General features: G+C 56.0%; 12 protein-coding genes and 1 tRNA gene. 6 read left to right on the forward strand and 7 right to left on the reverse strand.

Annotated elements, in window-relative coordinates:
- Positions 1 to 533: 533 nt before the first annotated feature.
- The gene (locus AC1DOP_RS16595) at positions 534 to 827 is read left to right on the forward strand and encodes a hypothetical protein (protein ID WP_477252284.1); all 294 of its coding nucleotides are present in this window, start codon (positions 534 to 536) and stop codon (positions 825 to 827) included.
- Positions 828 to 1,152: 325 nt separating this feature from the next.
- On the opposite strand, the gene AC1DOP_RS16600 is transcribed toward AC1DOP_RS16595, so the two are convergent.
- Both AC1DOP_RS16600 and AC1DOP_RS16605 read right to left on the reverse strand, forming a co-directional pair.
- Positions 1,153 to 2,052 carry a hypothetical protein gene (locus AC1DOP_RS16600; RefSeq protein ID WP_477252286.1) on the reverse strand — a complete coding sequence of 300 codons (900 nt, stop codon included), beginning with the start codon at positions 2,050 to 2,052 and terminating at the stop codon, positions 1,153 to 1,155.
- 119 nt (positions 2,053 to 2,171) lie between these two features.
- Positions 2,172 to 3,101 carry an IS5 family transposase gene (locus AC1DOP_RS16605; protein ID WP_477252288.1) on the reverse strand — a complete coding sequence of 310 codons (930 nt, stop codon included), beginning with the start codon at positions 3,099 to 3,101 and terminating at the stop codon, positions 2,172 to 2,174.
- 809 nt (positions 3,102 to 3,910) lie between these two features.
- Between AC1DOP_RS16605 and AC1DOP_RS16610 the strand changes: the two genes are divergently transcribed.
- Genes AC1DOP_RS16610 through AC1DOP_RS16620 form a run of 3 tightly spaced genes read left to right on the forward strand, consistent with a single transcriptional unit; the run spans position 3,911 to position 6,165 of the window.
- Positions 3,911 to 4,705: a TIGR04255 family protein gene (locus AC1DOP_RS16610; protein WP_477252290.1), complete on the forward strand. Its 795-nt coding sequence runs from the start codon at positions 3,911 to 3,913 to the stop codon at positions 4,703 to 4,705.
- A complete protein-coding gene (locus tag AC1DOP_RS16615) occupies positions 4,706 to 5,314 on the forward strand; it encodes a helix-turn-helix domain-containing protein (RefSeq protein ID WP_477252292.1) in 609 nt (202 codons plus the stop codon).
- 2 nt (positions 5,315 to 5,316) lie between these two features.
- Positions 5,317 to 6,165, forward strand: a complete 849-nt coding sequence (locus tag AC1DOP_RS16620; protein ID WP_477252294.1) for a hypothetical protein — start codon at positions 5,317 to 5,319, stop codon at positions 6,163 to 6,165.
- Between the two features lie 16 nt (positions 6,166 to 6,181).
- Here the strand turns inward: AC1DOP_RS16620 and AC1DOP_RS16625 are convergent, their stop codons facing one another.
- Positions 6,182 to 7,162, reverse strand: coding sequence for a site-specific integrase (locus AC1DOP_RS16625; RefSeq protein WP_477252296.1), 981 nt, complete (start codon positions 7,160 to 7,162; stop codon positions 6,182 to 6,184).
- A 65-nt stretch (positions 7,163 to 7,227) separates the two neighbouring features.
- Here AC1DOP_RS16625 and AC1DOP_RS16630 point away from each other — a divergent pair.
- Positions 7,228 to 7,310, forward strand: a tRNA-Arg gene (locus AC1DOP_RS16630).
- Between the two features lie 23 nt (positions 7,311 to 7,333).
- On the opposite strand, the gene AC1DOP_RS16635 is transcribed toward AC1DOP_RS16630, so the two are convergent.
- The 4 genes from AC1DOP_RS16635 to AC1DOP_RS16650 all read right to left on the reverse strand — a co-directional run bounded on the left by AC1DOP_RS16635 (position 7,334) and on the right by AC1DOP_RS16650 (position 12,264).
- Positions 7,334 to 8,401: an acyltransferase family protein gene (locus tag AC1DOP_RS16635; RefSeq protein WP_442122893.1), complete on the reverse strand. Its 1,068-nt coding sequence runs from the start codon at positions 8,399 to 8,401 to the stop codon at positions 7,334 to 7,336.
- On the reverse strand, positions 8,398 to 9,750 hold the full coding sequence (locus AC1DOP_RS16640) for a putative O-glycosylation ligase, exosortase A system-associated (RefSeq protein ID WP_442122894.1): 1,353 nt from the start codon (positions 9,748 to 9,750) through the stop codon (positions 8,398 to 8,400). The genes AC1DOP_RS16635 and AC1DOP_RS16640 overlap by 4 nt, the downstream gene beginning before the upstream one ends.
- A 69-nt stretch (positions 9,751 to 9,819) precedes the next feature.
- Positions 9,820 to 9,963 carry a hypothetical protein gene (locus tag AC1DOP_RS16645; RefSeq protein WP_442122895.1) on the reverse strand — a complete coding sequence of 48 codons (144 nt, stop codon included), beginning with the start codon at positions 9,961 to 9,963 and terminating at the stop codon, positions 9,820 to 9,822.
- A 156-nt stretch (positions 9,964 to 10,119) separates the two neighbouring features.
- Positions 10,120 to 12,264, reverse strand: a complete 2,145-nt coding sequence (locus AC1DOP_RS16650) for an RIFT barrel domain-containing protein (RefSeq protein ID WP_477252299.1) — start codon at positions 12,262 to 12,264, stop codon at positions 10,120 to 10,122.
- 420 nt (positions 12,265 to 12,684) lie between these two features.
- On the opposite strand from AC1DOP_RS16650, the gene AC1DOP_RS16655 reads away from it, so the two are divergent.
- Positions 12,685 to 14,139, forward strand: coding sequence for a right-handed parallel beta-helix repeat-containing protein (locus AC1DOP_RS16655; RefSeq protein WP_442122897.1), 1,455 nt, complete (start codon positions 12,685 to 12,687; stop codon positions 14,137 to 14,139).
- Positions 14,140 to 14,294: the final 155 nt, after the last annotated feature.

Genomic DNA, 14,294 nt, shown 5'->3' on the forward strand with positions numbered 1-14,294 from the left:
CTTGCTGGCCTACCGGTTCATTCTATTGAGAGAAGTGGACCTGAGAGCGTCTAACATACCCGTTTGTCTTAAGAGCAACAAGGGCGTACACTGAGCTGTTCCGAAGGTCTGCAATCGGCCTATTGTGTTGAAAAACTCGGCGCCTGTTCCAAGCGGCAAGGAAAAACCGGTAACTCGACTGTGCAAAACGCTCCATACGCTTCGATCGTCGGTCGGTAGGGTGTTGACACTCCTGAAAATTAGCCGAAAGTGTTGCCATCAGACTTTTTCAACACAATAGGCCATGAGCCGACCTTACGGCCGGTAGAAGTCGATGTCGAATTTGCTAAGCTCGCTGCTTACCTAATTTTTGAACAAGGGGCGTTTCCATGAGTAGACCAGTAATTCCAGGAATGAGGCTGTGGCCTAGAAATCTCAGCACTGCCCAAGGAGGAGGCCTATCAACGTCACAATACGGCGGAATGTCAACTTCTCAATATGGTGGAATGTCGACGTCGCAGTACGGTGGAATGTCAACGTCTCAGTATGGGGGGATGTCGACGTCGCAGTATGGAGGCTTATCATCTTCACAGTATGGAGGGCTGTCTACTGCACAGTACGGCGGCTTGTCTACAGCTCAGTATGGAGGCCTCTCAACCGCTCAGTACGGCGGCCTATCAAGTGCGGCTGGAGGTGGGATGTCTACCTCGTCCACGAATGTGTACATGAGCAACATTCCGCCATGGCCTGTGTTCCTGCGGGAGATAGAAGCACGTGGCCTACATGCACAAGCAGCACTGATCCGTCGCCACTTACCTTCGTTTTTATGGCCTGAGAACTTCTTTTAAAGCATGCAAATATGTCCGCTTTGGGTCTATTGTGTTGAAAAACTCGGCGCCTGTTCCAAGCGGCAAGGAAAAACCGGTAACTCGACTGTGCAAAACGCTCCATACGCTTCGATTGTCGGTCGGTAGGGTGTTGACACTCCTGAAAATTAGCCGAAAGTGTTGCCATCAGACTTTTTCAACACAATAGGTCGGTTGCGGGCGTTGCGGTAGGGCCGCAATCGGGCCAGAAGCTGACATTCGAAGACAGTCGGCGGTCCTACCTACAACACATCCGCAGATGAAGGGGATCTCGATGGTGCGCCCACGGAGATATCAACTGCCTAAATCACGGCTTCATTTCTGAAGGGGGGAGACTAGCTGTTTCGGTACTCACTGGCACGGCCTCTCTTGCAGACCTCAACTCACATGTTTTCCGGACACCTTCGAGCAATTTCATTACATCGTACGCTTGGTGCCAGTCTCCGGCCAACTGCAGTTCTAGTGCCCATATACAGAAGAACGGTATCATCTTCTCGTACGCAGCGTTCAAGATTTCGCCGGGCTGTTTCGTCGAGATGGTTTTCCACATAGCCCGAGGTGGCACTTCGTTGGTTTTCCAAGAGTAGTTCTCGACCCGACCGACGGATCGGTAGGCTAGATTGGCCTTTTGGACCAATACATGCCCCTTAACGACAGCGTGGAAATTCGCCCGAAGCGCTTTTCGATCCTTTGAACATTGGTTCATGTCCCACACCATGATCGGCGGTCCGAGATGAACTTCATCGTTTTTTGCATCGACGATGTCTAGACAATCGGGTTCGCCATCAAAGTAAACGAGTAATTTTTTGCGGTCATGGTTCGTGATGAAGGCTTCAGCCATCTGCTGCGCGCAGAACAAACTGATTCTGCAGTTTTCCATATCGAAGGAGGCATAGAAAAGCGGAAGGTCTAACTCGTACAACCACCTTACTTCCTGTTCAGCGTACTCCACACAGGAAACGCTTGCAGATTTTATCTGCACGAACAGCGAGTCCTCTGCAATAAGACGATGCTGATCAAATTCACGATGTAATGTGACTATCGCATCGATGCCAACGTCTTCGGTTCGGGGAACAGGGGCAACCAACGCAACTTGCTGCAGAAGCAACATGGCAGTAGCTTCAGCCAAATCACCTGATCTGAAATTCGTACCGCGGAATGTCGGCATTTCTTCTCCATGTCCAAAACTATCCAGGAACTGTAACATACCGAATTCATCTACTATGGCTAGCCAAACCTGTTGCCAGCAGAGCAATAGGCTCCTTACCTTGGACGGCTTTGTTGCGCAAATAAGGAAAAGGCGAGTTTGCTTTTCTGTCGACGCAGTTATGGCATAGGGACCGTAACGGGCGTGCCGAGGCGCGTGAAGCCGTTCAGCACGGCAGCGCGCACTTGCAGCTCGGCGACTTGACGATCGAAGTCACGCGCCATGATCCGCTCGCCGAGCAGTTTAAAACAGCGCATCTTGGTTTTGACAAGGCTACGTCGGTGGTAACCGCTCCACCTCTTCCATATCGCCCTTCCGAGTCGGCGCGTCGCTCGCAGGATCTCGTTTCGCGCCTCGGCACCGCGACGGTTCGTTTTCCAGGGCTTGGCGTTCTTCCTGGTCGGGATGACAGCCTGAGCCTGGCGTAGCGCGATGGCCTCATGGCAGGCTTTGGTGTCGTAAGCGCCGTCGCCGCTGACGTCGGCGATAGGCTCATCTACAGGAATCTGGCTCAATATATCAGGCAGCACAGGCGCGTCGCCAATACTGTTGTCGGTCACTTCCATAACCCGGATCTCGAGTGTCGTGGCATCGATGCCGGGGTGTACCTTGCGCCATTGGCGTCGACATTCGGCCCCATGCTTCTTCGTCTTCCATTCGCCTTCGCCCAACATCTTGATGCCCGTGCTGTCCACCAGCAGATGCAAGCCTGTCGTGGTCGGTGCGACTTCGATCGTCACCTGCAGCGTCTTTTGCCGCCGGCTTACCGTGCTGTAGTCCGGCACGGGCCAGTCCAGTCCCGCCAGCCGCAGCAGACTCTCGGTCATCCCCATGGCCTGGCGCAACGTCAAACTGAACAAACACTTGATGCTCAGACAGAACTGGATTGCCTGGTCACTGAAGGTTGGACTCCGCCCGCGCTTGCCGCTGGGCTGACCGTGCCAGTTCATCGTCGGGTCGAGCCAGATGAGCAGCGAGGCGTGTGACTTGAGCGCCGCGTTGTACGCCTTCCAGTTCGTTGTTCGGTACTTCTGCTGAGTCGGTTTCATGTACCAAGGCTACCTGAGCCTCCGACCTCATGCCGTCCAGGTGGATTTATGCAACAGAGCCCGTTTGGCAGGCCGTCCACTTCAAAATACACTCAACCCAACTCTTACGCCCACTCTCACACCCCCTCTAATGCCAACTCTAACGCTCACTCTAACGCCCACTCTTAGGGTAGGGAAGTTTAGGACAGGATGAGAAATGTACGGCCACAACAAGTCGCGGCCGTACAACCAGTAAAAACGCTTGGTCACCTACAGCACCCGCCGCTTTTCTTACTTTTTCTTGAACTCAGGGCTTTGCCCCGAGACCCCGTAGTTATCGCTAGCGGTAAGCCATGTGTCTGGTATCTCAATGAGCTCCAGCGTTGACTTACCCAACAATGCGACATTTCATGTAGGCAATGAGCCCCGCTGTGTCTGCTGTCGTTGAACATACTTTTACAGACAGTCAGCACGTTCCACTGCGTATGGATTGCGTCAGCACGCACAACTGGGCATGAGCCAAGACATGCTCACGCTGGGTGCGATGACCGCACCACAGCAGGGGGGAGGCTGGTATTGTGGGGCAGACACAGCGTGAGCTACGGAGCTCGGTGGCGTAACTAGGCGTATTAGGGGGGCAGGAGCGCGGTATGTGTTGTAACTTACTAAGGAGCGACAAGAACGATGGTGCTTGCCTCAGACCGGTCGAGTACGTGCTAAGGTTGAGGGGGAGCAGCGCACGTTTAACTGGCGTTTGCAAACAATTTGAGTGTATAGTAGAGTGTTTAGCAGGTGCTAAAATGACATCTCGTCGCTGCAAGGACAAATAAATGGCAAATTGGAAGCACGCTCCTCTGGTCTATACGCTAGGGATGTTTCAGTTTCCTCGGATTCCGGACATAGGCAGGTTTGCTGACAAGTTCCTTGACCAGATTAGATCGGGATATCCGCTTTCAGACTGCGTATCGATGCCAATCATAAGTGCTGAGATTGGTCCGCAGGGTCTTGTCTTTAACCAGCAAGAATCCAAGATGTGGCAGTACCTTTCGATTGATAGAAACTGGGGCTTCATATTAAATGAGCAGTCTCTCTGTCTTCATACCACCGTCTATCATGATTTCCCTGATTTCGTAGAGCGGTTTAAATTCGGCATCTCGGCTCTGCTGAGTGTTCCGGATATTGGTATCCAATGGGTCACTGCATTGGGTATTAGGTATGTGGATATGATTGTTCCAAAAGAAAAAACCCTTTCAGATTTCCTGGAACCATGGATCTTGCCAAGTGTCCCACATGACACAGGTATGTCAATACTTGATGGTACGTACGTTGCTCGTTATCGAACCGATCAGGGCGAAATGCGAGTTCAGGCGATGCGTAACCCACCGTTTACTCTTCCCCCGGAGTTGCAGAGTCCGGTGATCGCAAAAAATAATTGGGCAAAGTCACGCCCTGTGGATACAGAATTTGCACTTGTTGATACAGATCACGGCATAACATACAGCGAGCCAAAAGAAATTAATGTCGAGGAAATTGTTTCGACACTAGATGTTTTGCATTTGGCTTCCAAGAAAGTATTTGAAAGTATGGGAACGCCATTGGCTGTTAAGACGTGGAGAGGTGAATAAATGATGACTAATACTTCTATTTCATCTAAAAGCTATATTGCGGTGGCTTTCGGTATGGGGTTTGCTGGAATCTCTGCGGTACATGCCAACGAATCGTTCCTTGCGCAATCGTATGGATGGCTGTCGCCAATTACTTCTTATTCTAAAGGGAGCGTTTTACCGCCTAAGAGTACTCGCGCATCGCCTTCTTTGACGGCAAAGGAAATGGTCGTTCAACTAAAGGACGAAGGATTGCCTGTGGCGGCAATCGCAGAGATAACTGGGGTTGAGCGTAAGACAGTTTATGCTTGGCTTTCTGGCGGTGCGGTAAGACCCCACAACCATGATCGTATCGAAAGCGTCTTCAAGCTTCTACAGAGCGATAGGCAGGCTGATTTGCGTAGTCTATATCGATTCTGGAATAGAAAATTTGAGGATGGTAGTTCGCTGTCGACAGCATTTCAAGAGGCTCTACTAGATAAGGACGATATTCGCAGTAAATTGGCTGAGCTATGGCCTTTGGCAAAAAAGCAACAACTATCTGCCAGCAATTTCTCTATTGGTGACGGTCTTAAGAACAACCCCTTCCTTCGCGACTCTCGAGAAGTGGGACTGTCTTTGGATACTTGATTTTGCAGCTCAAAGAACAAGAAGCTGCAGACGCAGCCAAGATTTGTGACGCTGGATGGCGACAAGGAGCGGTCCTTGATCCAAGGACGGCAGGCATTGCTGTGCCTGAGCGAATCAAACTGAGCGAAGAAGAATATTTAATCATCTGCACCCAGTCGTGCTCTGTGGTTTCGTCTCGATTTTCTGTTGATCCAGAAATCGAGCTAATGGTTGTTAAGCCTCTCAAAAAGTTCAAAGATCGCGCTCCCGAGGCTACAGGGAAGAATGTTAGAAAATTACATGTGTCCCTGTTGCGACCAGAGACAATGGTTGCGCTTGAATGCGATTTAAACCGCAGATTTCAATATAAACGCACGGCTCTGCTTGAGTGTAAACCGTTGGAGCAGTTCGATGTCGGCGAAGAAGGTGCCGCTAAATTGGCAGCTTGGCTCGGACGTTCGTATACTCGGATAGCTTTACCGAACAAACTGGTCGACTGTATGCGTGTTGCTCTGCTAAAGCAGCTTGAGCATGCATTGGCAACCCCCTACGGAGAAGAGGCAGACCCAGTTCATTACCAAGTTCCTTACATTTATTTGAAGTGGGATCCTGCTACAGAGGACGCGGAATTCTATACGCTTAATTTTCTTTTTATTTGCAATGAATATGGGGCAGCGGGTGTTCTGGAGGAGGCGTTACAAATCGCTTTCAAAGATTTCACCGGCGACGTGACGAAGGACAGCATAGTTTTAGAGAACTTTGCATGCCAAGTTGCGAGTGAAACATTCCTGACGGATTTGGACGGATTTGATAGGTTCTCTGAATGGGATTATTTGAGTAATCTTGCTGATGCGGGCGATGCCCGTGAGTAAGCACGCAGAGCTTATCCTATCCAAGTTTTTTGGCTAAATCCTCAGCTTTAAGATGAGTGTAGCGTTTCAGCATATCGAGAGTTTTATGTCCTGTAATGGCAGCCACTTCCATTACGTTAAGGCCCTTTTCAAACAGACGACTAGTTGCCTCATGCCGCAGATCATGGAAACGAACATCGACAACGTTCGCCCTGTGCGGTTCACATGCCCGCTCAAAAGCCTGGCTCATTGATTCGCCCTGTAGTGCGAACACGCGCCCTTCATTCTTCGTTCCCAAACTCTTCAACGCTGCGACAGCCGATCTTGAGAGTGGGATATTGCGAGGTACATCGGTTTTCGTTTTCGGCAAATGCGCAGTCTGTTTGTTAAGGTCGATGTCTTCCCAGCGAAGTGACGCCAGCTCATTTCGGCGCATTCCGGTCTCGACGGCCAGTATGACAATGCTTCGCAGCTCAGCAGACTCCGTAGCTTCTAAGATCTTTGCGATCTCTTCTGCAGACACTCGACGATCACGGCCCCGTGGCTTAGGAGGCTTGCGCACTTGAGCGGTTGGCAAACCGGCAGGTAACGCGATTCCCCAGTCCAAAGTCGCGGCCTTGAGCACCCTGTTCAGAAGATTGATTTCGTGGATGACCGTTTGTGGGCCAACGACTTTCAAACGCTCGTCGCGGTACTTTGCTAACTGCGTGGACGTCAAGCTTGCCAACCGGTACTCACCAAATACCTCCTTCAGCATTTTGAGGCGTGACCTGTCTGGCATGCGGCCGCGTTTGGTTGGCAGCACTTCTACGTCGTATCGTTCTAACACCTCCTTAACAAGCGTCGCTTCGGCTTCGGTGCGTGACACGAATACTCCCCGCTCCATCTCCGACTCGATGATAGTAGCCCATCGTCGAGCGTCAGCCTCCTTGGTAAAAGTCTTCGTCTGTGATGGGAACCCACGTTTGCGAATTTGGACGTGCCACTGGCCCTCGCCCTTCTTACGGATGGTTGGCATGCTTGTCGATTGAAGGTCTAACTGAGCTTTAAGTGTGCCAAAATTGTGCCAATAAAGATAGAATCGCGAGGAGATAAAGTATCTATCGCTGGCTATTTTTGGCCTCCGAAGCCAAGGGTCGTGGGTTCGATCCCCGCCAGCCGCGCCACAGAATTCCTCTCTTCTTTTCCCTCACGCGGCCTTGTTCGCCGGACGGCGACGGCGGAAATATTTCTGCACCGGATCGTCGACCACGTGGTGCAGCAGCGCCGACAGCAGCAGGACCAGCGCGAACGACAGCCACACGTACAGAGGCTTGATCTCATTCGCGTTCGACATGAAGCCCGCCTTCAGCAGGTCGTAGACCAGGTAGTGCACCATATAGGTCGAATACGAGATCTCGCCGAGGTACACCAGCACCGGATTCGACAGCGCAGCGGTGATCGGCGACGTCGTCACGCTCAGGTAGGCGATCAGGAAGGCGAACGCCATCGGGATGGTGGCGTAATCCGGCAGCGGCGCACTGGCATACAGCACGCACAGGCCGGCGAAGCCGAGCAGCGCGGCGTTGCGGTATTTTTCCAGGAATTCGCGGTGATTGATGTACAGGGAACCGATGAACACGCCCATCAGGAATTCCAGCAGCGTACGGACCAGGGCCATGCGCGGAACGCCCGCGCCCAGCGACTCGATGCCGTTGAATGCATACACCAGGTGCAGCAGCAGGGCAACCAGCACCAGCACCGCCAGGTGGGCGGCAACACCGCCGCGCAGCTTGCGCAGGCTGTAGGCCATCAGCGGGAAGAACAGGTAGACGAACCATTCCGAGCTGATCGACCAGGACGGCACGTTCCAGGTGAGGTCGCTGCCGACCCACATATGGATCAGGAACATGCTCTGGAAGAAGGTGCTCCAGGTATAGGATTCCGGCGCGGCGTGGCTGCTCGAGAAGAAATAAAAGGCCGCGAACAGCATCAGATAGCCGCCCAGCATCACGGCATGCAGGGGATAGATGCGCGACAGGCGGTTCCAGTAGAAGCGGCCCACGCTATGCGGGAAGTTCTTTGCGAGCGAGGCGTGATAGCTCAGGAAGATCACGAAACCGCTCAGCAGGAAGAACAGGTCGACCGCCAGGTAGCCATGGGCGATCAGGTGCGCGAGCGGCAGCGGAATCGAGTTGCCCAGCAGGGCCAGCGAATGGAAGAACACGACCCACCATGCGCAGATCCCCCGTAGCCCGGCGAGTTGGTTGAGCTTCACGTCGTCACACCTTCTTTTGCTTTTGCCGCCTGTGCCTGTGCCTTGGCCTTGATCTGGTTTTCGCGTTCCACGCGGGCCGAATACTGGTCGATGGCGACCGTGAGCCCGAGCATGTAGAAAATGAAGGGCTGGTAGGCGATGCCGACGAAGGCGCCGCCGGCCAGGAAAATCAGGATGGCGCTGATCAGCGCATCGGCCAGCGAGACCAGCCAGGCCATGCCCGGATGCTTCGCCCATTTTTTCTTCAGCTTGCGCAGCTTGACCAGCGCGATCAGGATCATCGAGAAATACATGGCGAAGCCAGGGAAGCCCTGTTCCCCCAGCACTTCGAAATACACGCTATGGAAGGCCTTGCCCACCAGCCGCCCCTCGGGGTAGTACTGGATGGTGCCGTCCTCCGTCACGTTGGCGATCCTGTTGTGCAGGAAGGAGTCGAAGCCGCCGCCCAGGGGGTTCTCGACGGTGTACTTGACCGTCCATTCCCACACCTTGAGCCTGCCGAGCGCGGACGAATCCTTGTTATAGGTCTCGATGGTCGACATGCGGGCGCCCCAGCGCGTATGCGACAGGTCGATATTCAAATAGATGACGCCTGCCAAAGCCGCGCCGGCGAGCCACCACAGCTTCTTTTTCGACTGCAGCGCGGACAGTCCGCACAGGACGGCCACGGCAATGACGCCGGTACGGGCACCCGTACCGACCACGGTGGCGAGGGCGGTGACGATGATGCCGATGAACAGCCCGTAGGTCTTCCAGTTCCTGGGAAAGACGATCGTATGGCGCATCAGGAACACGATCAATGGCACCAGCATGATGCAGACCACCGCCAGGGTGCTGCCCTCCGCCAAGCCGGTGTTGCCGCCGCCCATGATGGCGAGCACGCCGTAGCCGCCGCTGCCGAGCAGGGTCTTTACGCCGGCCGAGAAGAAGATCGTCGCGGCCGAGAAGACGAAGACCAGGATGAAGGATTCGATCTGCACCCGCGAGCGGAAGACGAAGGGAATGAATATTGCGAACAGCAATACCTTGTAGACCCAGTCCCATTTGGCCCAGGGCCGGTCCGGAATGGTCGACATCATCGTCGTGAGTGTCACCCATACGGTGAACACGGCGAACAGGAGCAGGATCGAGCCGAACTTGGGCGGGAATTTCTTGTCCTTGAGCGCATACTGCGCAACCATCGCCAGCGCCGCGATCATGGACAGCGGCCAGCCGGTGATGATGGACCAGGCAAGCTGCTGGGGCTTGACCACGTCGACCCAGACGAAGCCTAGAGCCGCGGCAAAGGCGGCGGAGAACCCTGTGAAGATCAGGGTGAAAAAGACGGCCGACAAAAAGAGAGATTGCATAGTGCTTTCATTGCCTGCGCGAAGCCATCTCGCCAAGCGCCGGGGCAGGCGGAATTCGGAAGCTGCTGCTTATTTGCGCTTCTTCTTCGGTTGTTCCTGGGGCGGCTCGCTGTCGGCCGAAAACCATGGCAACAGCTTGTCGAGTTTGATTGCGCGAAAGACCGTATAGAGAATCAGCGATCCGAACAATAGCAAGGCTAGGTTATCGATCATATCCGTGATTGCCTGGATGAGAATGGTCGATAGAATAACACGTGAGTATGGGCAACACGGTTGGAAACCGTGTGTGTTGTGCTACAGGTCTTAAATAAAAAACACCCTGCAAGCCAGGCTTGCAGGGTGTCGGGCAGAACCGGTTACCGGGTCGGATTAGCGCGGAACGATCGCGTATTCCGGCTCAGCGGCATAGTCCGGCTGGTAAGGACGCTTGGCGTACAGGTCCCATGCCTTCTTGCCGTTCGCGTTCGCGCCGGCGGCATAGGCCAGTGCCGGACGCATGATCGACTGCGGGCTCTGGGCGGTCAGGTAGCTCACCATTTCGCCGGTACGCAGCTTCAGGTTGGCGGCCATTTCCGGGCTGGCGCAAGCCAGGCTCGTAAACGTCGACGGGAAGGTGTTCTTATAGACCTGGCCGATCGAGGTGTAGAGCGGCGACGTGGCGCTGTCGCGTACCTTCAGGGTGTAGGCCGACGACTGGATCCAGCAGTAGCCGTCGCCAACCATGCGGTCCACCACGAACTTCGACTTCCAGGTCAGCAGCGGCTGGGCGCGGGTGAAGCCCAGTTCCACCATGTGGCCGATGGCCGAGGTGAAGAAGTCATCCTGCCACGGTCCCAGACCGGTGTTGGTGTCGTACACGATCGCATAACCGTTTTCGATCACGCCCAGCTTGTTGGCCAAGGCGTTGTTGGTGTATTTCGCGTCGAAATAGTCGATGTTGCTGTTGACGATGGCCGTGAAGTTCGCCTTCTGCGGATCGTTGTCCGGCGTGATGTAGGCGGCTTCCGCCAGGGTACGCAGCGACCATGCCTGGCCACGCACCTGGTCCGAACCCACCAGGCCCTTGCCGTACGAGCGATAGGCGGGGTTGCTGGCGAAGCTGCTGAAGTTGGCCCAGAACTGCAGCTCTTCCAGGTGATAGTAGTCACCGGTCACCAGATACGGCAGATAGGAGAACGCTGCCTGGTGCGAGGTGTCGGCGACCATCGGGCTCGTGCACGAGGTAGTGCAGACCGGGAAGATTTCACGCTGGCCGGTTGCCGGGTTGAGCGAGTCGTACTTCGCGTTGAAGGTCGTCGAATACGGATACTCCGCCAGGGTCACCGGACGGCCGGTGGTCTTGTTGCGGTAGTGCGACGGCCAGGCGCCTGCCTGATCCGACATGCCGAGCGAGATGTTCTTCATGCGCTGGTCCATGCTCAGCAGGTACAGCGCGTTCCAGGCCGGCATCAGGCCGATATCGCTGCGGGCGCCGGTGGTCGGCATGTAGGGCTGGCCCACGCCCGGGTTCATCGGACCGGTCTTGCTGTTGGTCCACTGGCTGTTCCACGAAGCGATCGTTGCTTCCTTGATCACCAGCGACTGGTCATAGTTCGGCACCGCCTTGGTGGCGAGCAGGTAAGCAAGGTTGTGGCGTACGTCCAGCTTCGGCTCGGTGCCCCACCAGAACACCTTGCGCCAGCGCGCGTGGTGGTAATGGGTCAGCGCGGCCTGGGTGTAGACGGCCTGGCCGCCGACCAGGACCTGGGCGTCGTAGGTCAGGTTTTGCGGCGACGCATCGTAGGCCCAGTCGTTCTCGACGGTAACGTCGACACGTGCGGCCTTGCTGCCGGTGTAGGAGCGGATGGCGAACTGGGCCATCAGGTGCGGATGTTCGTTGCCGGCCGAATCCTTCAGCGGCGTGGACACGATCCATTCATTGACCAGCGGGCCGGCCAGCCAGCTCGTGACCTTGCCGGACTTCAGCAGGGTATCGGCCGATGCCGTGTATTTCACGCCGGCGATGGTCAGGTTCACGCTGGCGGTAAAGCCGTTGTTCAGCAGGGTTGCGGGGCTTGCCGGGGCGGCGGCGGCGGCGGCGGTGGCGCGGTACAGGGTCACGGTGTCGGACTGCTTCGCCGCCGTGCTCGGCAGTTGTACGGTCAGGACGGCATGGCGCACCGAGCCGTCTGCGTGACGTGCCTTGACGTCCATCTGCAGGGGAACCGTGGCGCCGCTGGCGGTTTTGGCGACCACAGTCTGGCCGCTCGGCACGTCGCCTTGAGCAAATACCTGGCCGAAGGTGGCCGCAGCGTTGGTCTGCGAAGCGGTCGCCACGCTGGTCAGCTGGACGGTGGTGATGCCGCCGGTGGTGGTCGAGCCGGTGCCGCTGCCGCTGCCGCTGCCGGTCGAGGTCGTGGGCGGCGTGACGGTGGTCGTGATCGGACCGTTGAGTACGTTGGTAACCAGCGAGCCGGCGGTCGTGGCCGGGTTGGCGGTGGAGGCCGAAGCGGAAGCGTTCGACGCGCTATCCACGCTGCTGCCAGCGCCGCATGCGGACAAGGCAGCGCAAATAACCAGAAGAAGAGGACGAGAAGTGTAAGAGTTACGCATATCTGAACTTATCCAAAAAAAGTCGCCGCACAGAAATAGTGCTGCTCGGAATAAGTTCAGATTACCGTAGGAAATTAATTTACTGTGGGAAAAATATCAAACGCACAATCAAAAAGTTCCAAAATAATTCCTCGATACAACACTTAACTGTATTGTCTAACGATTTTGTTGTCAATAAATATTCAGGTATAGGCGCCGAATCAATATTTTTATTTTAAGAAATGTGGTGAGAATGACGCAAATCACTAGATTGTTGACACGCAAAACCGTGTAGTAGTATCTCTAAGGCAATTTTCAACGTTCTTGGGTGAAATGTCGATGCAAAAAGCCAGAAAAAAGCGTGTGGCGCAACACCGGAGCCGCCGCTGGGCGTGGGCAGCGGGATCGGCATTGCTGCTGGCGGCGGCCGCCGCCAGCACGGGACTGTATACGCTGTCCAGCATGGGCATCACGCCGCGTTCGCTGGGACCTTATCTCGAGCGCCGCAGTGCCGGCCATAATGCCGTCATCGAAGGCGTCGGCCGCACGGCCCGGGAATGGCTGGTGCGGGCCGACCGTGGCGAACAGCTGCCGGGAGGCGCTGCCTGGTCCGGCACGGTTGGCATGCAGCGCGGCGGCACGACAACCGGTTCCGGCAAACCCGCGCCGGGCGCCGACGAAGTACTGGTATCGGACAGCACCGGCCTGCTGCGCGCCGTCGCAGCGGCAGCGCCGGGGCAGGTGATCACCCTGCTGCCCGGCCGCTATCAGGCCAGCCGGACGATCGAGGCCTTCCATCCCGGCCGCGCCGATGCGCCCATCGTGGTGCGTGCTGTCGAGCCCGGCAGCGTCCAGTTGGAGATCGGCGCCGGCGAAGGTTTTCGGATATCGGCGCCGTACTGGCGCTTCGAAAACCTTTCGCTGCGAGGCAGCTGCCCCAAAGCCTATTATTGTGAGCATGCTTTCCACGTCGTCGGTGATGCCCACCACTTCGCGGCCGTCAACAACCTCATCGTCGACTTCGATGCCCACTTCAAGATCAATGCGGAAAAAGGCCGCTACCCGGACCACGGCCTGATCGAATCGAATACGCTGCGCAACGACAGCGTGCGCCTCACCACCAGGCCGGTCACGCCGATCGACCTGGTGACGGCCAGCGACTGGGTCGTCCGCCGCAACCTGATCAGCGACTTCATCAAGGGCGACGGCGACCGCATCAGCTACGGCGCATTCGCCAAGGGCGGTGGCGCCAACAACCTGTTCGAGCAGAACATCGTGATTTGCGAAGACAGGCTGCGCGGCGCCCCCGGCCAGCGGATCGGCCTGTCGCTGGGCGGCGGCGGCACGGGAAAGGAATACTGCAGGGACGGCAAGTGCATCACCGAGCAGACCGGCAGTACGCTGCGCGCCAACCTGGTCGCCTCGTGCTCCGACGACGGCATCTATCTGAATGCGGCCGCGCGCAGCCGGCTGCAGCACAATACGCTGGTCGATACCGGTGGCATCACCGTGCGTTTCCCCGAGAGCAGCGCCGACCTCGCAGGCAATCTGGTGGACGGCATGATCCGCAGTCGCGACGACGGCATCGTGCGTCTCGACGACAATCTGTATACCTCGGCGGCGCGCCTCTACCTCGGCAGCCATCCCTACCGCGCGCTGTTCCGCGACCCGCTCGCCCTCGATTTCCAATGGCGCGAACCGGCTGCACGCCGTTCGAACGCCGGCGATATCGGGCCTGACCTGTGCGGCGGACCCCGTCCCGCACAAGCGCGCTATGGCGCCTTCGAGGACTTCGGTGCCTGCCTGAGCCGGCCGTAAATACCTCGCACATATCGAAAATGGCAACAAAGCTGCCTGGAGTAAAATAATTCTTAAACAATAATAGCCATGCCTGCGGCGCTCGCCTGATGGGCATATCGCGAAATTGACATTGAGTGGTATCAATGCCATCATTATTTACAATTTAATAATTT

It is taken from the genome of Massilia sp. 01N410 (genome assembly GCF_056399665.1).